This window comes from Caballeronia eucalypticola, assembly GCF_047608185.1.
GTDB lineage: Bacteria > Pseudomonadota > Gammaproteobacteria > Burkholderiales > Burkholderiaceae > Caballeronia.
The window spans coordinates 97,372-114,193 of the sequence record NZ_JBLKRU010000021.1 but is presented as its reverse complement, the minus strand read 5'-3'; the positions used below and the strand labels follow the sequence as shown (position 1 = coordinate 114,193).

Sequence of the window (16,822 nt, the reverse complement as noted above, 5' to 3'; positions counted from 1 at the left end):
TCGGCCAATTCGCCGTGCTGGACCTTGCTCGAGGTTAGTAGAGTACGGGATCAAACCTTCCCATCGAGCGGTTCTGGCGCATTCGGCCCGTCGTCCTTCTTCCCTTCGTTCTTCGCCGCGCGCCTCGCGGCGTACAAACCGAACCCGAGCGCGGCAAGCGCCATGCCCCACCACTGCAGCATATAGCCGTAGTTGGTATCCACGCCCATGGTCGGCGCCGGCCAGTCACGCACCAGCTTGTCGCCGCTATTGTTCAATTGCTGGATGACGAACGGTTGCAGCGGCAAACCCGTTTCGGCGGCATAGGCGGCGACATCGAGATTCTGCCGAATCTTTTGCTGCGCCGCGGAACCGCCGTGTCCCAACTCGAAAGCCTGCGACGCATTCGCCCGCGCAACGCCTTCAATCTCGACTTCACCGGACGGCGTGTCATACGGCTCAATGCCCGTACGATCCACCAGGTTACGTGGCAACCAGCCGCGGTTTACAAGCACGACGCCGCCGCCATCGAGCTTGAGCGGCATCACGACGTAGAAACCCGGCTGGTCGTTATAAGGCCGGTTGTCGAGATAGACGACCCGATCGGGCATGAATGTGCCACGCGCCAGTACACGATGAAAATTGATATCTTTCAACGCAATCGGCGTCGCGCCCACGCGCTGCACCGGCGCGTTTTCGAACGCGACAATCTGCGCGTTCAACTGCTCTTTCTGATGCGCGCGGTCCCGTTGCCAGAAGCCAAGCCGCACCGTAACCGCCATGACGATCAGGATGATCAGCGCCGGCCAGAAGCGAATTTTCATACCGCGTTTCCACCGGTGAAAACCTGAACGCCCACGCGGCATGTTACCTGCGGTGCGATAATCGACAGATCGAACTTCTTAGGCCAACTGGCTGTTTTCATGCACATATTCGTTGCCGTTGCATTCATTCTCATCATCGCGAGCCTGGGTTCGGCGTTGTACTTCATGATGACCGACAAGGGCAAGACCAAACGCATGGTGTGGTCGCTCGCCATGCGGGTCGGGCTGTCGATCTCGCTGTTCCTCTTCATCCTGTTCGCGCACTGGATGGGCTGGATCCAGTCCACCGGGATTCCACTCGGACGCTGAATAAGCTCCGAACAACGCGTTGCATTTGCGTAGTAAGTTGGGCTTTCCGGCAGCGTGAAGGTTCGCCCCGGATCGCGGAATACTATCGAGCCGTTGCGCTCAACGCTGCGACAAAACCGCGCACGAAACGCCTTCTTCAACATTTCCCCAAGCCGCACTCAAAAGCAAAAACGCCGCCCGAGTCAGTCGAGGCGGCGCTTTGCAAAGCATCTTTTTCAATCGACTTCCTTCATTCCACTTCAGCCCATCAAGCGAGACCGGCGCAAGTGGATCAATCCGCCGCACCCGTCCGGCCTAATCGCTATCTGGCTACTTACAACCAGTACACGACTACATACAGTCCGAGCCACACCACGTCCACAAAGTGCCAGTACCACGCGGCGCCTTCAAACGCGAAATGATGTTCTGCAGTGAAGTGCCCACGGATGACACGCACAAGGACAACGGTGAGCATTGTGCCGCCGAGAAACACGTGGAAGCCGTGGAAGCCCGTCAGCAAAAAGAACGTGGAGCCGTACACGCCAGAAGCCAGTGTGAGGTTCAGTTCGTTGTACGCGTGGAAATATTCGTAGCCCTGGCAGAACAGGAAGCACAGACCGAGCAGCACGGTCGCGGCCAGCCAGATGATTGTTTTGTTCCGATGATTTTCGCGCAGTGCATGGTGAGCGACCGTCAGCGTAGCGCCTGAACTGAGCAGCAACGCGGTGTTGATCGTCGGCAGCGGCCATGGCGTCATTGAACGGAAGTGCGACACCAGCGCGGCGGGACCGTTATTCGGCCATACAGCGGTGAAGTCCGGCCAGATCAGCTTGTAATCGAGACTACCCAGTTCATGCAACGCAATCTGGCGGGCGTAAAACAGCGCGCCGAAGAACGCCGCGAAGAACATCACTTCGGAGAAAATGAACCAGCTCATGCTCCAGCGGTACGACAAATCCACGTTCTTGCCGTACATCCCGCCTTCGGATTCCCCGATGGAGTCTCCAAACCAGTGCCACAGCGTGTACAGCAGCCAAAGCAGGCCGATGACAAACGTGATCGGCGCCCATGGTTCACCATTGACCCACGACGCCAGTGAAGCCATCGAGATCAGAAGGCCGGTGGCGGCCATGATCGGATGTCTCGACGGCTGCGGGACGAAATAGTACGGGCTTTCGTTTTGACCGCTCATTATTGATTCTCCACTTCGATCCAGTTGCTTGAATTTTTTGCTGCCACTGCCGCCGCTTGATCCGTCCGCAGCAACACCACTAGCGTTACCCCACCACCGCCCGTACCACCACCAGCAACACGACGATAAATAGCACCGCCCCAATTACCCCGGCCGCGATCAAATGCAGCGGATTCAACGAGGCATCGTTTTCCAGGTCGCTGCGACGGCGCACGCCGAAAAACGACCAGAAAACCGCCTTCAGCAACCGGAGAAAACTGTTCTTCGGCGCCTGCTTTTGTGATTCAACCATCTCAGGTCTCCGCCGCGTTGCTCGGTTCATATACGGCCTGCCGCGCTTATTGGCCGGAAAGTGCAGCCTTGCACTAAATACCGTTTTTCGACACCGACGCAGGCGCGGTCAATTCAAAGAATGTGTACGACAACGTGATCGTTTTCACATCCTTGGGCAGCTTTGGATCCACCACGAACACCACGGGCATTCGCCGGGTCTCGTTCGGTTTCAACGTCTGCTGCGTGAAGCAAAAGCACTCGATCTTCTTGAAATACTCGGTGGCCTGCATGGGCGCATAACTCGGAATGGCTTGCGCCTGAATCGTGCGGGCTTGCTGGTTGGTCACCTCGTACATCACCGTCATCACTTCGCCCGGATGCACGTCCAGCGTGTTCTGCTCCGGCTTGAACTGCAATGGGCCGCGCGCGTTTGCATCGAATTCGATGGAAATCTTGCGGCTCATGTCGACCTGCGTATTCTTCGCTTCCCGTGCGCCGACATCGCGCTGCACGAGATTGTTGATGCCGGTAATCGAGCAGATCGCGCGATACATGGGCACCAGCGCAAAACCGAAACCGAACATGGCGGCGGCCACCACAATCAGCTTGACCATCATCGAGCGGTTGAACGCGCGATCTTCCTTGATCTCCTCGGGCGTCGACACGTTCGCTACCCTCTGGAGCGCACGTACTGATCGACGACTACTGCCGCGAAAAAAACCGCGGCCACTGCCAACAGGATCAGGCCAAGCCGTTTGTTGCCTGCGCGAACCTGCGCGGGCGTGCGTTGCTTCTGTGAATTCCGGGTCATCCGTTCAGGCTTTATTCCGCTAGTCATGCGCTTCGCTGTCATTGTCCTGCGTGGCGCGCGTCCCGTTCCACTTCAACATCAGCGCAACGAGACACGCCGCCAGTATTTCACTCCACGTGCGGCGGCTGCTCGAACGTATGGAAAGGAGCCGGGCTCGGGATGGTCCATTCCAGACCTTCAGCGCCGTCCCACGGCTTGTCCTCGGCTTTCTCCAGATCACCACCGCCGCGATACGCCGGCAATGCGACCGCGAACAGGAAGTACACCTGCGCCAGACCGAAACCAAACGCGCCAATTGTCGCAACCTGGTTGAAGTCCGTGAACTGCGCCGGGTAATCCGCATAACGACGCGGCATGCCGGCGAGGCCCAGGAAGTGCATCGGGAAGAAGGTGATGTTGAAGAAGATCATCGACGCCCAGAAATGGATCTTCCCGCGCGTCTCGTTGTACATCCAGCCGGTCCACTTCGGCGACCAGTAGTACCACCCGGAGAAGAGCGCGAACAACGACCCCGCCACCAGCACGTAGTGGAAGTGCGCCACTACGTAATAAGTGCCGTGCATCTGGATATCGAGCGGCGCCATGGAGAGGATCAGGCCCGTGAAACCGCCCATGGTGAAGACGAACAGGAACCCGATGGCGAACAGCATGGGCGATTCAAAGGTCAACGAACCGCGCCACATGGTGGCGACCCAGTTGAACACCTTAACGCCCGTCGGCACCGCGATCAGCATGGTCGCGTACATGAAGAAGAGCTGGCCCGTCACCGGCATGCCGGTGGCGAACATGTGGTGCGCCCACACCATGAACGAGAGGATCGCGATGGATGCCGTTGCGTACACCATCGAGCTATAACCGAACAGCGGCTTGCGCGAGAACGCCGGGATCACCTGAGACACAATCCCGAACGCCGGCAAGATCATGATGTACACCTCGGGATGCCCGAAGAACCAGAAAATATGCTGGTACATCACCGGATCGCCGCCGCCTGCTGCATTGAAGAACGACGTGCCGAAGTGGCGATCGAACAGCACCATGGTGATCGCGCCTGCCAGCACCGGCATCACGGCAATCAACAAGTAGGCGGTGATCAGCCAGGTCCAGCAAAACATGGGCATCTTCATCAGCGTCATGCCGGGCGCGCGCATGTTCAGGATCGTCACGACGATATTGATACCGCCCATGATCGACGACGCACCCATCAAGTGGATCGCGAAAATGGCGAAGTCCATGCCCGGGCCCATCTGCGTGGACAGCGGTGCGTACAGCGTCCAGCCGGCAGCGGTTGCGCCGCCGGGAACGAAGAACGACGTGATCAGCAGGATGGCAGCCACCGGCAGCAGCCAGAAGCTGAAGTTATTCATCCGCGCGAAGGCCATGTCCGATGCGCCGATCTGCAGCGGAATCTGCCAGTTCGCGAAACCGACGAACGCCGGCATGATCGCGCCAAACACCATGATCAGGCCGTGCATGGTGGTCAACTGGTTAAAGAACTCGGGCCGCATGATCTGCAGGCCGGGCTCGAAGAGCTCCGCGCGGATCATCAGCGCCATCACGCCCCCTGACAGGAACATGATGAACGAGAACAACAGGTACAAGGTACCGATGTCCTTGTGGTTCGTCGCAAATAGCCAGCGACGCCAGCCGTACGGCAGCTCGTGCGCATGCTCGTCGTGGGCGTGACCATGTTCATGGCCCGCGGTTACATCGTGTCCGATGCTAGACATGACAATCTCCTAAAGCGAATACTGCGGCACTTGGGTGTACGCTACGCCAGCTTCCTTTCAGAAGGAAGCTGGCCGTTTGGGTACGACCGTCAGGCAGCCGGACTGATCTCAACGCGCCGTGCTTCTCTCGGGTCAGCACCGCCCGTGATCGTTTCCGGCTTCTTCAAAATGATGCGGTCTTCCGCTACGCCCGCGGCCTTCAGCGCATCGCGAACGGCCTGCGCGCGCGTCTTCGCCAGTTCGGCGTTCTTCGCGGCAGAGCCGGTTGCGTCGGTGAAGCCCGACAGCGTTAGCTTAGCGTCCGGATGCGCCTTCGCGTAATCAGCTGCTGTCTGGACTGCGCTGGCGGCATCGGCGGGCAAAGCATTCTTGCCCGTCTCAAAATAGACGCTCGCCGGCAACGAAGCGGCGGTTGCCGCCGGAGCCGATGCGTCCGATGCCGCTGCCGGCGCAGCAGATGCCGCCGGAGCTGCACTTGCCGCATCCGAACCCGCTGCCGCGCCGCTCGCCGCCGTATCCGAAGCTGCTGCAGCACCTGCACCCGCGAGATGGTCGCCACCCGCCGGCATCTTGCCATTACGTGCATCGGCAACTTGAAGGGGTTGCAGGATGTCGCCGGTGTGATTGCCCCAGGTATTGCGTTCGTACGTGATCACCGAAGCGATCTCGACGTTGTTCAATGTCGCGCCCCAGTTCGGCATTGCGCCCTTGCCTTTCAGCACAATGCTCACGTGGTCCGCGATCGGGCCATTGGCGATCTTGCTGCCGTCGAGCGCCGGAAACTGGCCTGCGCCCTTGCCGGTCGGCTGGTGACAGACCGCGCAATTCGACGAATAGACCTGCGCGCCGCGCGCCTTCAGTTCGTCCATGGTGTAAGTCTTGTTCGGATCGTCCGCGCTGGCGGCCATTTTCTTCTTCTGGCCATCGACCCATGCCGTGTAGTCCTCAGCGGACAACACTTCGACCACGACCGGCATGTACGCGTGTTCCTTGCCGCACAACTCGGTACAGAAGCCGCGGAACGTGCCGGTCTTCTCGGCCTTGAACCACGTGTCACGCACGAAGCCGGGGATCGCATCCTGCTTCACGCCGAATGCCGGGACGTACCACGAGTGGACGACGTCATTAGCGGTGGTGATGATGCGGATTTTCTTGTCGACCGGAACCACGAGCGGGTTGTCGACTTCTTGCAGATACAGCTCGGAAATGGGCGCCTGGCCGTTCGTTTCGCTACGCGGGGTAGAAAGCGTGGACAGGAAGTTGATGCCTTCGCCCTGCCCCTTCACGTAGTCGTAACCCCACTTCCACTGATAGCCGGTGACCTTCACGGTCAGGTCGGCGTTAGTGGTGTCCTTCATCGCGACGACGGCCTTCGTGGCCGGCAGCGCCATCAGCACGACGATCACGAACGGAACAATCGTCCAGATGATTTCGACGGTGGTGCTTTCGTGGAAATTCGAAGCCTTGTGTCCTTTCGACTTCCGATGCATCAGGACCGAATAGAACATCACGCCGAACACGCCGAGGAAAATCACCGTACAGATGATCAGCATGAACGTATGGAGGCTGTAGAGCTCTTCGGCGATCTTCGTCACCGGCGTCTGGAAGTTAAGTTCGTTAACTGCAGGACCGCCAGGACTGTCGTTGACCGCCAGGGCTGCGCCGGCGAACAGGAGTCCGCTTAACGCCAGCACGCCCGAGAGGGCTCGCTTGATTGTTTTCATAGCTTCCTTACCCAAAATTTCCATTCAGACCCTCGACCCCCGTATGCACCCGTCCGACTCATGCATCGCCTCCCCTGGAAACGATCTACTCGGCGGCGCGTGTCGATGCGTGTGCCGCTTGCTACGAACTTCACTGCTTCTTCTCTTCAAACCGGGCGCTGCGACCCGGACATCGCGGGTGGCCGATTTTCAGGCCGTCAGTTGCAACGTCTCAGCCACATGCGCAACTCGACGGCGAACTGCTTGCGACGATGCTGCGCCAGATGTATCCCGACCGGCACCGACTCCCCCCGCGACACCAGCTTCACCGGATCTCTCGGCGTTGCTCCCGGCTCGACTCTCACCCAGCGCGGATTGAACTCCATCTGCGTGAGCGTTTCCGCATCCATGCGCTCGATCAACAGCCGATCGTGAAACAGCAGAATCCGTTCATAGTCGACAGCATGCCGCGCATAAATGACGAACGCGATACCGACCGCCAGCAATTCGATACCCGTAAAAGGCAGCACCAGCCAAGCGCCCGCCCACACCAGCAAACTCGCGATCAGCAACGAGAACAGCGCCAGCGACACATAGAAGGCCACAAATTGCCGCGGCGAGACAGAACAGTTCCGCTTGATCAACCAGTCCTTTACGACCGGTTCGGTGTCCATCGGCAGATCAGTTGCTTGCATCGCCGTCTCCCGCGTCAGATTTGTCTCACCCGCGCTGCGTGTTGCGTGTATTGCCTATCTATTGCTCACCTATTGGGCCAGCGCCAACTACTCGGAATGCGCCCAAAATCATGCCAGCCCGGCGACAAACTGACGCATTATAGGCGCGTTGCCCAGCATCCACAAGCAAGGTGGTGCACGCCGCAAAGCCAAGCCGCACAAGCCTCTGCGCCCTTTTGCCGCATCCTTTTGGATGCTTGTCAACGCGTGTATTCGAGGGGTGGGAACGGCCTTTTTGACCGGTTTACTTGCTCCGTTTTGAGCCTCGTCCTATATCTTCCAGCCTCACAATACCGTGCCCTTCCGCCGTCATTCGCGGCACCGCCTTCCATGCGTGCCCGTAGATCACTTCGAAGGTCAGCGGGATCGTGCCGTCTTCGCGGCGACGCGCTTCAAGCGCCGTGTGAAGCGCGTCACGCAACGCCCGAGCCTGCTTTTGCGGCGCAACGTCACGCGGATAAGCACCCCATCGGCGGACGTCCTTCAGCAACGATTCCGGCGACTTGTACGTGATCGTCAGCACCTCCTGATCCATCACCGGAATCTCGAAACCGCTCTCGACGAGCATGTCGCCGAGATCGTGCATATCGACGAATTCGATAGTGTGGCGCTGCGGCGTCAGACCCAGTGATTTTTCCGCCTGCGCGTATGCGCCGCTGAGCTCTTTCAATGTGTCGGGACCGAGCGTGCTGAACATCAGCAGGCCGTTCACCTTGAGCACACGTGCCCATTCGGGAAATACGAGGTCAGGGCGCGCATTCCAGTGCAGCGCGAGGTTCGACCAGAGCATCTCGAACGCACTTGCAACAAAAGGCAGGTGGGCAAAATCGCCCTGCGCCAGTTGCGGGCCGCGCGCGCCGAATGCCTTGCCCAGCGTGGCCGGAAGAAACCGCCGCCAGCCGGCGTTGGCTTCAGATTCGGCCATCTCGGCCTGGTTCGCCCGGGCCAACATGGCTGCCGACAAATCCATGCCGAGCACCGACGCATCTGCGAAACGCTCGCGCAGGCCCGGCAGGTCTGCGCCCATGCCGCAGCCCGCGTCGAGCACGCGCACCGGGGTTACCTTGATGTAGTCGAGGCGCTCGCGCATGCGCTGCGCGATCTCGCGCGGCAGGAATGCAACGTCATCGAACGTTGCGGCCCGACGGTCGAAAATTCGCTGCAATTGGCGCGAATCGTAGGCCAGACGGCCAGCATTGGCAGGAGTTGGGGACATGACAACCTACTTTCTAAGAGTGCGAAGTATACTCGGTCGATTCCTGAGACGTTCAGCCAAACCAGGCAGCACAACGGTTTCCCGCGGTTCTCCAATGCGCTCGTGGGCTGATCCCGTGCTCACTCAGGGCGGATTTTTGCGCTGCCGGGCATTCTTTGGATCGAACGTATGAAGCTATGCTTTGGTGTCGTATGGCGCGCTCCAGGCTCGCTGCGCGAGGCTTCTGCCATGGCGCTGCGGCGGATCGGCCAGATGCGCGACATCGCGTTGCCCAGTCAGTGCGCATTGTGTGGCAATTTGTCGCAGAAAGTGTTGTGTGCCGGTTGCGATGAACAGTATTGGAATCAGGCGCGCACACGGTGCCCGGTTTGTGCATTACCCGTGCCGGTTCTCGCGGCGGGCCCGGCTGCATCCGCCGGCGTTAAAAATGGCGCCTATTTGCCTTGCAGGCGGTGCATTGCGGAGCCCCCGCATTTCGACGCGACTATTGCGCTGGCCGACTATCATGCGCCGCTCGATACACTCGCGCTCGATCTCAAGTTCCACGCGCGGCTGGCAATGGCCGACGAGTTCGCGCGCCAGTTGCAAGCGGCGTTCGAGAGCACAGACGCGGCGACGCCCGATGTCGTCGCACCCGTGCCGCTGTCGCCACGGCGCCTGAGGACGCGCGGTTACAACCAGGCGTGGTCGATCGGAAAGCCGCTTGCGCGCCGGCTCGGCTCGTTGGCTGACGCAACGCTGATCGGGCGCACGAGAGATACGGCGCCGCAAGCAAAGCTTGATCTCAATACACGACGCAAAAACGTCGGCAGTGCGTTCACAGTGTTGCGTGACATACGCGGCCAGCACGTGGCAATTGTCGACGACGTGATGACCTCAGGCGCCACGCTCGACGCGCTGGCGTTTACGCTGAAAGCCGCCGGCGCGCGGCGTGTTACCAACTTCGTCGCGCTGCGCACGCCGCAAGACTAATTCCACGGGTTTATATCGCTTATGTTCAATGTCGTACTGGTCGAACCTGAAATCCCGCCGAATACCGGCAACGTGATCCGGCTGTGCGCCAATACCGGCGCGCGCCTGCATTTGATCGAACCGCTCGGTTTTCCTCTCGACGACGCCAAGATGCGTCGCGCCGGACTCGACTATCACGAGTACGCGCAGATGCATGTCCATGCGAACTGGGACGCTTTTCTCGCAAAGGAAGTCCCCGACGCCAGCCGCATGTTCGCCTTCACCACGCGCGGCTCAACGCCATTTTTCGGGCGTGCATTCAAAGCGGGTGACTGGTTTGTCTTCGGTGCCGAAACCCGGGGCTTGTCGGACTCAGTGCTTGGGCAGTTCACGAACGAGCGGCGCGTGCGTTTGCCGATGCGGCCCGGGAACAGGAGTTTGAATTTATCGAATACGGTGGCAATCGTGACGTTCGAAGCGTGGCGTCAGACAGGGTTCGAGGGCGGCGAATAGTTCTCGACTTTCCCCGCGCCCACGAGAACCCTCACTCCGCTTTTGCGTCCCGGCTCAACAGCGCGTGAACCGCGTCGCGCGGGGCGACGTTTTCGAATAACACGCGACACACCGCGTGCGTAATAGGCATTTCGATGCCGCGAGACTCCGCCAGCGCCAGCACGGCACGCGCGCAGCGCACACCCTCGGCCACATGACCGAGCGCGGCGAGAATGTCGGTAAGCGAACGGCCTGTTGCCAACTGCATGCCGACCGTGCGATTGCGCGACAGGTCACCCGTTGCGGTGAGAATTAGGTCGCCGATCCCGGTCAGGCCCGTGAAGGTTTCCGCACGGCCGCCAAGCGCGACACCGAGCCGCGACATTTCGGCGAGTCCGCGCGTAATCAGCGCGGCCCGGGCGTTCAGGCCCAGGCCGAGTCCATCGGCAATGCCGGTTGCAATGGCCAACACGTTTTTCACCGCGCCGCCCACTTCAACGCCAATTACATCGTCGCCGGTGTAAATGCGCATCGCACCGTGATGAAACGCGGCAACGGTCCGCTCGCCCAGCGTGGCCGATGCACTCGCAATCGTCAGCGCCACAGGCAAACCTTCCCCAACTTCACGCGCGAAGCTCGGCCCGGAAAGGGTGCCGTTGCTCGCTTGCTCCGGCAGTTCGGCCGCAACCACCTCGTTCGGCAGACATTGTGTGTCGGCTTCAAAACCCTTGCACAACCAGACGATATGCGCAGGAACAATGCCGAGTTCGCGCATGCTGCGGCATAACGCACGCAACCCGGCTACCGGAGCGGCAACCACGCACAGGGCATCTTCGGCGGCGCCGTGGGCCAGTGCTGAAGCGAGATTGGGGTCGTACTGAAGCGCTGCGGGCAGCGTGATGCCGCGCAGGTAACGCTCGTTTTCGTGCGAATGTGACAAGGACTCGATGAGCGCACGATCGCGCGCCCAGAGCACCGTGGGGTGGCGAGTGGCCAGATGACCAGCCAGCGCGGTGCCCCACGCACCGGCGCCGAGAACGGCTACTTGCATGCCCGGCTCCGGAATATGCGGGATTTAGTTCAGCGTCGCGCCGTTGGCCACGCCTTCCTGAGCTGCCGACAACTGCGAAATACGTTGTTCGTACAGCGCCTGGAAATTGATCTCGGCGAGGTGAATCGGCGGGAAACCGGCGCGGGTGATGGCGTCGGCAATGTTCGAGCGCAAATACGGGAACAAGATGGTCGGGCACGCAATGCCGACCAGTGGATCAACTTGATCAGCGGGAATGTTGCGGATATCGAAAATACCGGCTTGCTTGGCTTCGATCAGGAACGCGACCTTGTCCGCGACCTTCGCGGTCACCGTGCCCGTGACCAGCACTTCGAACACGCTTTCCGCCAAGCGCTCGGCCTTCACGTCCACTTCCACCTCAACCGACGGCATTTCCTGCTCGAGGAAAATGCCCGGCGAATTGGGCTGCTCAAGCGACATGTCCTTCAAGTAGATGCGCTGGATGTTGAAGAACGGCTGGTTGTTGTCGTCAGACATGGTTGATTCCCTTGATTATTTAATGTGCCGCTCGTGGTTTTTCCGGTTTTTTCCGGCTAAAACCACGGGCAGCTTAATTGCGCAGCGAATGCATACAGGCCGACGCGCCCGGCCCGATGATCCGCTGCTTGTTCAGGCGGCTGCGAGCAGCGGCACCAGGCCGCCTTTGCGATCGAGCGCGGACAGATCGTCGTAACCGCCAACGTGCGTCTCGCCAATGAACACTTGCGGCACCGTACGGCGGCCCGTGCGCGTCATCATTTCTTCACGCCGGGCCGGATCTCGGTCGATCAGCACCTTCTCGACGTTTTCCACGCCGCGCGACTTTAGTAGACGTTCGGCCATCTGGCAATACGGGCACACCTGCGTGCTGTACATGATCACTTTATTCACTTTACCGCTCCTTGTTTCACGACCGGCATGCCGGCTTTTTGCCAGGCATCCAGCCCGCCTTGCAATACGTGGACCTCGGCGTAACCGGCATTGCTCACGATCTGGCTCGCCTTCTGGGACTGTTGGCCGGTCTGACATACGAGCAAGACCGGATTGCTCTTATTCTTCGCGATTTGGCCAATTTTTGCTTGAAGCTCCGAAATTTCGAAGTTTCGCGCCGCCGGCAGATGCCCCTTCGAATACTCGGCGGCCGGCCGCACGTCGATCACGGAGGCGTTGCGCCGGTTGATCAGTTGAATAGCCTCGGGCGCGGAAACCCCTCCGCGGCCACGCCGGACAATCGTCGGCCAAAGCAGCAACCCACCAGAAATGAGGGCGACGGCGATAAGAACAAGGTTGGTGTAATCGGTGAAAAACTTCACGTCGGGACCGCCGGATTGGGATTGTGGAAAAATGAAAGGTCGAAAAAAATCGGGACAATCCGGCCATTATAAAATAACCGTCCTCCGCGATGGACTCGGCCGATCGGCTGAGTTGCGTCAGAACGCGTTGCCGCACAGAATCGATGCCAGTTTCCTGCTTTTTTGCCGCTTCCTAACTAACTAACCGACCTCTCAACGGACATCATGTACAAGCTAGTGCTCATCCGCCACGGCGAATCCACGTGGAACAAGGAAAACCGATTCACAGGCTGGGTCGACGTCGACCTGACAGAACAAGGCACCCGCGAGGCGCAACAGGCGGGGCTGCTGCTGAAGGAAGCGGGCTTCAGCTTTGACCTGGCCTACACATCGGTGCTCAAGCGCGCGATCCGCACGCTCTGGCACGTGCAGGACCAGATGGACGAAATGTACTTGCCCGTGGTCCATTCGTGGCGGCTGAACGAGCGGCATTATGGCGCCCTCTCCGGCCTGAACAAGGCTGAGACCGCGAAGAAATACGGCGACGAGCAAGTGCTGATCTGGCGCAGGAGCTACGACACGCCGCCGCCTGCGCTCGATCCTTCCGACGAACGCACGGCGTTCAACGACCCGCGTTACGCAAAAGTGCCGCGTGAACAGTTGCCGCTGACCGAATGCCTGAAGGACACGGTCGCCCGCGTCATGCCCATCTGGAACGAGTCCATCGCGCCGGCTATCAAATCGGGCAAGCGGGTGCTGATTGCGGCACACGGCAATTCCATGCGCGCGCTGATCAAGTACCTGGACGGCATTTCCGACGACGACATCGTCGGGCTGAACGTCCCGAACGGCGTGCCGCTCGTGTATGAACTTGACGAAAACCTGAAGCCGATCAAGCACTATTATCTCGGCGACCCGGAAGCGATTGCCAAGGCGCAGGCGGCAGTGGCGAAACAAGGGAAGGCGGGCTAAGGCTGTTGTTCTGTTGTTTCGAAAATGGCCGGCGGTCGCGGGTGCTTTGATCTCGCGCCCGTGACCGCGGGCTTGAAACAGCGTCCAATGTTTTTTTCGCTGTGCACGTCGCTCGTGGTGGTCTCCGGATGTATCGCACAGAGATCGGCCGCGCGAGGTCGCGTGTTGGCTCGAATGCGCCACACGTGATTTATGCACCCCGCCCCGCGGCGTGGCTTATGGCGACGGCAACCTGCGCCTTCGCGCTTTCGGCCGGCACGTCCAGATTAATCAGCATCCGGGCAAGTGCGCGGATTCGCCATTCCGCCGGCTCACAGGCATTTATCGTACAAACGCATGAAAAAAGGGTATGCGATCTCATGCTTTGCGGGTCACCTTTAAACCGGGCCCGACTTTTGCGGCCATATAACGGTTTGGAAACCGCCGCACATTAAAAGAATCCCGCCCATCCATTTCCCGGCGAAGCCCTTTAAGCTGCGTTTAAGTCGTGGTCCGAGGCTTGCAGTTATACTGCGCAGTCAACCACGACGCAGCCTAATCCGCTTCCGACCGCAACAGACTCTATGCGAAAGAACCTGAAAAACATCGGCCTGATCGCCGCGGGCCTTGCTACCGGCGCATTTGCAACGCTGCAACTCTCTGCATCTGCCCAGCAAGCCGCCACCGCGCCTCTCCCGCTCGATCAATTGCGGTTGTTTGCCGAAGTATTCGGGCAAATCAAGCATGAATACGTCGAGCCGGTCGACGATAAAAAGCTTCTCACCGCGGCCATCAAAGGCATGGTGTCGAGCCTAGATCCGCATTCGTCCTATCTCGACAAAACTGATTACGAAGAGCTTCAGGAGCAGACCAAAGGTCGCTTCGCGGGCCTTGGTATCGAGATTTCGTCGGAAGATGGCTTGATCAAGGTGATTTCGCCTATTGAAGATACGCCGGCGTTTCACGCCGGCATTCGTCCGGGCGACCTGATCACGCGCATCAATGACAAGCCGGTACGCGGCATGACGCTGGATAACGCCGTCAAGCAAATGCGCGGCGATCCGGGCACCAAGGTCACGCTGACCATTTTCCGCAAGACCGACGACCGGACTTTCCCTGTCACGGTTACGCGCGCAATCATCCGCGTGCAGAGCGTGAAGATGAAGGTTCCGGCGCCAGGTTACGGCTACATCCGGATCACAAGCTTCCAGGAACGTACCGTACCGGATCTCGCTGCAAAGCTGCAGGATCTCGCGCGCCAGCAGCCAGACCTGAAGGGCCTCGTGCTTGATCTGCGTAACAACGGCGGTGGTTTGCTGCAGAGCGCGGTCGGCGTAGCCGGCGCATTCCTGCCAGACAACGCGGTGGTGGTGTCGACGAACGGACAAATTGCGGACGCGAAGCAAACCTTCCGCGACACCTACGACAACTATCGCCTGCCTTCCTTCGACTCCGATCCGCTGAAGAACCTCCCGGAAATCTTCAAGAAGGTGCCCATGGTCGTGTTGACCAATGCGTACTCGGCGTCGGCTTCCGAGATTGTCGCGGGTGCGCTGCAGGATCATCATCGCGCATTGATTGTCGGCAAGACCACGTTCGGCAAGGGTTCGGTGCAAACCGTCCGGCCGATGACCGCTGACACCGCGCTGCGCCTGACCACGGCGTATTACTACACGCCGAGCGGCCGGTCGATCCAGAACAAGGGCATCCGCCCGGACGTTCCGGTCGATCAATACGCTGAAGGTGATCCGGACGACGCGCTCGTCACGCGCGAAGTGGATTATTCGAACCACTTGGCCAATACGCAGGATCCGAACGAGAAGAAGGAACAGGAAGCGCGCGAAGCGGACCGGCTCGAGCAACTGCGGATTCTTGAAGAACAGAACGACAAAAAGACGCCGGAGCAGCGCCGCAAGGATCGCGAGCGTAAGCCCGTTGACTTCGGCACCGCTGACGACTTCATGCTCACGCAAGCGCTGAACAAGCTTGAAGGCAAGCCGGTTCAGGAATCGAAGTCTTATTCCGAACGGAAACTGGCGCAGGATAAGCCGGCTCCATCGGCTTCGGCTCCTATCGTCGTCAAGCCAGCGTTGCCGGCTACGCCAGGGGCAGATGCAACGCCTGCGTCGGGCGCACCGGGTGCAAACGCTACGCCGGCGCCGGCATCCGCACCGGCCGCCGCTTCGGCTGCACAGTAAGTTTTGTCCAGGTTTCGGTTGGCGCGGGCTTTTCCGCGCCAACCGATTCTCAACAGCAAGCTGCAAGCACTAAAGAATCCGCATCAGTCTCTTCCGGCACACCCTGAGTGTCGCGCCAGTTTTCCCTCTGCCCCTCAGCTTCACCCCGGCATACCGTGATTGCATTGGAACCGGGAGTAAACGCCCTCCATGGGACCCGCAATGCCGCAGTGCCGAAGTACGCGCTGATCAAGCGCTAACGCCAACTCTCCTCGACACGCGCTTAAAATGGCAATTTCACGCGATCGCACGCCTGCTTTCTGCTGCCAGGCGTTCCGGTCGTAGCCTACTTGAGCGCTCGATGAACGACGATCAGCTTCTCCGTTATTCCCGGCATATCCTCGTCGATGAAATCGGCATTGAAGCGCAACAGCGCTTCCTCGATGCACACGCCATCATCATTGGTGCGGGTGGTCTCGGATCTCCGGCTGCGATGTACCTGGCCGCAGCCGGTGTGGGCGAGATCACGCTGGTCGATGCCGATACCGTCGACCTCACCAATCTCCAGCGCCAGATCCTGCACACCAGTGCATCGGTTGGTGAACCAAAGGTGGATTCTGCCCGCGCTACGCTCGCGGCGCTCAACCCCGGCGTAAAGGTCACCACGGCCGCCGTTCGCGCCGATGCCGCGTGGCTCGACGCAAACGTCCCGAAGGCCACCGTCGTACTCGATTGCACCGACAACTTCGCCACTCGCCACGCCATCAACGCCGCCTGTTTTGCCCACGGCGTGCCGCTCGTATCAGGCGCCGCGCTGCGCTTCGATGGCCAGATCAGCACCTTCGACTTTCGCTCCGCCGAATCGCCCTGCTACGCCTGCGTGTTCCCGCCGGACGAAGCGTTCGAGGAAGTCGCGTGCTCGACGATGGGTGTCTTCTCGCCAACGGTTGGCATCATCGGCGCGATGCAGGCGGCCGAGGCGTTACGCGTGATTGGCGGTTTCGGTACGACGCTGCAAGGCCGCCTGATGATGCTCGATTCGTTGCGCATGGAATGGAACACGATGCGCATTACGCGACAGGCGACCTGCCCGGTTTGTGGAACGCACGCACAGGAATAGTTTGGCCACGGGAACGGACATCGCCCCTTCACTTGCCAAGC

Annotated in this window: 19 protein-coding genes; 6 read left to right on the top strand and 13 right to left on the bottom strand. The window is 59.9% G+C overall.

Annotated elements, in window-relative coordinates; translation table 11 throughout:
• Window positions 1–50: 50 nt before the first annotated feature.
• A complete protein-coding gene (locus ACMX25_RS23425; RefSeq protein WP_414952435.1) occupies window positions 51–803 on the bottom strand; it encodes an SURF1 family protein in 753 nt (250 codons plus the stop codon).
• Window positions 804–902: 99 nt separating this feature from the next.
• On the opposite strand from ACMX25_RS23425, the gene ACMX25_RS23420 reads away from it, so the two are divergent.
• Window positions 903–1,112 (top strand): twin transmembrane helix small protein, encoded by a 210-nt coding sequence (locus ACMX25_RS23420; RefSeq protein WP_089165283.1) that lies wholly within the window; start codon window positions 903–905, stop codon window positions 1,110–1,112.
• A gap of 313 nt (window positions 1,113–1,425) precedes the next feature.
• Here the strand turns inward: ACMX25_RS23420 and ACMX25_RS23415 are convergent, their stop codons facing one another.
• From ACMX25_RS23415 to ACMX25_RS23380, 8 genes are all read right to left on the bottom strand, one after another.
• Complete coding sequence (locus tag ACMX25_RS23415) at window positions 1,426–2,283, bottom strand: cytochrome c oxidase subunit 3 (RefSeq protein ID WP_414952434.1); 858 nt, start codon at window positions 2,281–2,283, stop codon at window positions 1,426–1,428.
• A gap of 85 nt (window positions 2,284–2,368) precedes the next feature.
• A complete protein-coding gene (locus ACMX25_RS23410) occupies window positions 2,369–2,575 on the bottom strand; it encodes a DUF2970 domain-containing protein (protein WP_414952433.1) in 207 nt (68 codons plus the stop codon).
• Window positions 2,576–2,648: 73 nt separating this feature from the next.
• Window positions 2,649–3,221: a cytochrome c oxidase assembly protein gene (locus ACMX25_RS23405; RefSeq protein WP_414952432.1), complete on the bottom strand. Its 573-nt coding sequence runs from the start codon at window positions 3,219–3,221 to the stop codon at window positions 2,649–2,651.
• Between the two features lie 5 nt (window positions 3,222–3,226).
• Window positions 3,227–3,367, bottom strand: a complete 141-nt coding sequence (locus ACMX25_RS23400; protein WP_089165287.1) for a cytochrome oxidase small assembly protein — start codon at window positions 3,365–3,367, stop codon at window positions 3,227–3,229.
• A gap of 107 nt (window positions 3,368–3,474) precedes the next feature.
• Window positions 3,475–5,094 carry a cytochrome c oxidase subunit I gene (ctaD, locus tag ACMX25_RS23395; RefSeq protein ID WP_414952431.1) on the bottom strand — a complete coding sequence of 540 codons (1,620 nt, stop codon included), beginning with the start codon at window positions 5,092–5,094 and terminating at the stop codon, window positions 3,475–3,477.
• 89 nt (window positions 5,095–5,183) lie between these two features.
• Window positions 5,184–6,842, bottom strand: a complete 1,659-nt coding sequence (coxB, locus tag ACMX25_RS23390; protein WP_414952430.1) for a cytochrome c oxidase subunit II — start codon at window positions 6,840–6,842, stop codon at window positions 5,184–5,186.
• Between the two features lie 173 nt (window positions 6,843–7,015).
• On the bottom strand, window positions 7,016–7,492 hold the full coding sequence (locus ACMX25_RS23385) for a DUF2244 domain-containing protein (RefSeq protein WP_299702502.1): 477 nt from the start codon (window positions 7,490–7,492) through the stop codon (window positions 7,016–7,018).
• Between the two features lie 283 nt (window positions 7,493–7,775).
• Window positions 7,776–8,747, bottom strand: a complete 972-nt coding sequence (locus ACMX25_RS23380; protein ID WP_414952429.1) for a methyltransferase domain-containing protein — start codon at window positions 8,745–8,747, stop codon at window positions 7,776–7,778.
• 168 nt (window positions 8,748–8,915) lie between these two features.
• On the opposite strand from ACMX25_RS23380, the gene ACMX25_RS23375 reads away from it, so the two are divergent.
• Together ACMX25_RS23375 and trmL are read left to right on the top strand one after the other, a co-directional pair.
• Window positions 8,916–9,719: a ComF family protein gene (locus tag ACMX25_RS23375; protein WP_414952428.1), complete on the top strand. Its 804-nt coding sequence runs from the start codon at window positions 8,916–8,918 to the stop codon at window positions 9,717–9,719.
• 21 nt (window positions 9,720–9,740) lie between these two features.
• Complete coding sequence (gene trmL, locus ACMX25_RS23370; protein WP_414952427.1) at window positions 9,741–10,211, top strand: tRNA (uridine(34)/cytosine(34)/5-carboxymethylaminomethyluridine(34)-2'-O)-methyltransferase TrmL; 471 nt, start codon at window positions 9,741–9,743, stop codon at window positions 10,209–10,211.
• A gap of 31 nt (window positions 10,212–10,242) precedes the next feature.
• Here the strand turns inward: trmL and ACMX25_RS23365 are convergent, their stop codons facing one another.
• From ACMX25_RS23365 to ACMX25_RS23350, 4 genes are all read right to left on the bottom strand, one after another.
• Complete coding sequence (locus ACMX25_RS23365; RefSeq protein WP_414952426.1) at window positions 10,243–11,241, bottom strand: NAD(P)H-dependent glycerol-3-phosphate dehydrogenase; 999 nt, start codon at window positions 11,239–11,241, stop codon at window positions 10,243–10,245.
• A 24-nt stretch (window positions 11,242–11,265) separates the two neighbouring features.
• Window positions 11,266–11,739, bottom strand: coding sequence for a protein-export chaperone SecB (gene secB, locus ACMX25_RS23360; protein ID WP_414952425.1), 474 nt, complete (start codon window positions 11,737–11,739; stop codon window positions 11,266–11,268).
• 132 nt (window positions 11,740–11,871) lie between these two features.
• Complete coding sequence (grxC, locus tag ACMX25_RS23355) at window positions 11,872–12,132, bottom strand: glutaredoxin 3 (RefSeq protein ID WP_404604060.1); 261 nt, start codon at window positions 12,130–12,132, stop codon at window positions 11,872–11,874.
• Window positions 12,129–12,554: a rhodanese-like domain-containing protein gene (locus ACMX25_RS23350; protein WP_414952424.1), complete on the bottom strand. Its 426-nt coding sequence runs from the start codon at window positions 12,552–12,554 to the stop codon at window positions 12,129–12,131. The genes grxC and ACMX25_RS23350 overlap by 4 nt, the downstream gene beginning before the upstream one ends.
• Before the next feature lie 204 nt (window positions 12,555–12,758).
• Here ACMX25_RS23350 and gpmA point away from each other — a divergent pair, with 204 nt between their 5' ends.
• From gpmA to ACMX25_RS23335, 3 genes are all read left to right on the top strand, one after another.
• Window positions 12,759–13,505: a 2,3-diphosphoglycerate-dependent phosphoglycerate mutase gene (gene gpmA / locus ACMX25_RS23345; protein WP_414952423.1), complete on the top strand. Its 747-nt coding sequence runs from the start codon at window positions 12,759–12,761 to the stop codon at window positions 13,503–13,505.
• 563 nt (window positions 13,506–14,068) lie between these two features.
• Window positions 14,069–15,682 carry a S41 family peptidase gene (locus ACMX25_RS23340; protein WP_414952422.1) on the top strand — a complete coding sequence of 538 codons (1,614 nt, stop codon included), beginning with the start codon at window positions 14,069–14,071 and terminating at the stop codon, window positions 15,680–15,682.
• Window positions 15,683–16,022: 340 nt separating this feature from the next.
• Complete coding sequence (locus tag ACMX25_RS23335; RefSeq protein ID WP_414952421.1) at window positions 16,023–16,781, top strand: HesA/MoeB/ThiF family protein; 759 nt, start codon at window positions 16,023–16,025, stop codon at window positions 16,779–16,781.
• Window positions 16,782–16,822 lie beyond the last annotated feature (41 nt).

Bases quoted from the DNA above. Each gene is read 5' to 3' on its own strand.
- ACMX25_RS23340 (WP_414952422.1), top strand. From the start codon at position 14,069: ATGCGAAAGAACCTGAAAAACATCGGCCTGATCGCCGCGGGCCTTGCT.
- trmL (WP_414952427.1), top strand. From the start codon at position 9,741: ATGTTCAATGTCGTACTGGTCGAACCTGAAATCCCGCCGAATACCGGC.
- ctaD (WP_414952431.1), bottom strand. From the start codon at position 5,094: ATGTCTAGCATCGGACACGATGTAACCGCGGGCCATGAACATGGTCAC.
- gpmA (WP_414952423.1), top strand. From the start codon at position 12,759: ATGTACAAGCTAGTGCTCATCCGCCACGGCGAATCCACGTGGAACAAG.
- ACMX25_RS23385 (WP_299702502.1), bottom strand. From the start codon at position 7,492: ATGCAAGCAACTGATCTGCCGATGGACACCGAACCGGTCGTAAAGGAC.
- ACMX25_RS23365 (WP_414952426.1), bottom strand. From the start codon at position 11,241: ATGCAAGTAGCCGTTCTCGGCGCCGGTGCGTGGGGCACCGCGCTGGCT.
- ACMX25_RS23425 (WP_414952435.1), bottom strand. From the start codon at position 803: ATGAAAATTCGCTTCTGGCCGGCGCTGATCATCCTGATCGTCATGGCG.
- ACMX25_RS23335 (WP_414952421.1), top strand. From the start codon at position 16,023: ATGAACGACGATCAGCTTCTCCGTTATTCCCGGCATATCCTCGTCGAT.
- coxB (WP_414952430.1), bottom strand. From the start codon at position 6,842: ATGGAAATTTTGGGTAAGGAAGCTATGAAAACAATCAAGCGAGCCCTC.
- ACMX25_RS23400 (WP_089165287.1), bottom strand. From the start codon at position 3,367: ATGACCCGGAATTCACAGAAGCAACGCACGCCCGCGCAGGTTCGCGCA.
- ACMX25_RS23380 (WP_414952429.1), bottom strand. From the start codon at position 8,747: ATGTCCCCAACTCCTGCCAATGCTGGCCGTCTGGCCTACGATTCGCGC.
- ACMX25_RS23410 (WP_414952433.1), bottom strand. From the start codon at position 2,575: ATGGTTGAATCACAAAAGCAGGCGCCGAAGAACAGTTTTCTCCGGTTG.
- ACMX25_RS23420 (WP_089165283.1), top strand. From the start codon at position 903: ATGCACATATTCGTTGCCGTTGCATTCATTCTCATCATCGCGAGCCTG.
- secB (WP_414952425.1), bottom strand. From the start codon at position 11,739: ATGTCTGACGACAACAACCAGCCGTTCTTCAACATCCAGCGCATCTAC.
- ACMX25_RS23375 (WP_414952428.1), top strand. From the start codon at position 8,916: ATGAAGCTATGCTTTGGTGTCGTATGGCGCGCTCCAGGCTCGCTGCGC.
- ACMX25_RS23415 (WP_414952434.1), bottom strand. From the start codon at position 2,283: ATGAGCGGTCAAAACGAAAGCCCGTACTATTTCGTCCCGCAGCCGTCG.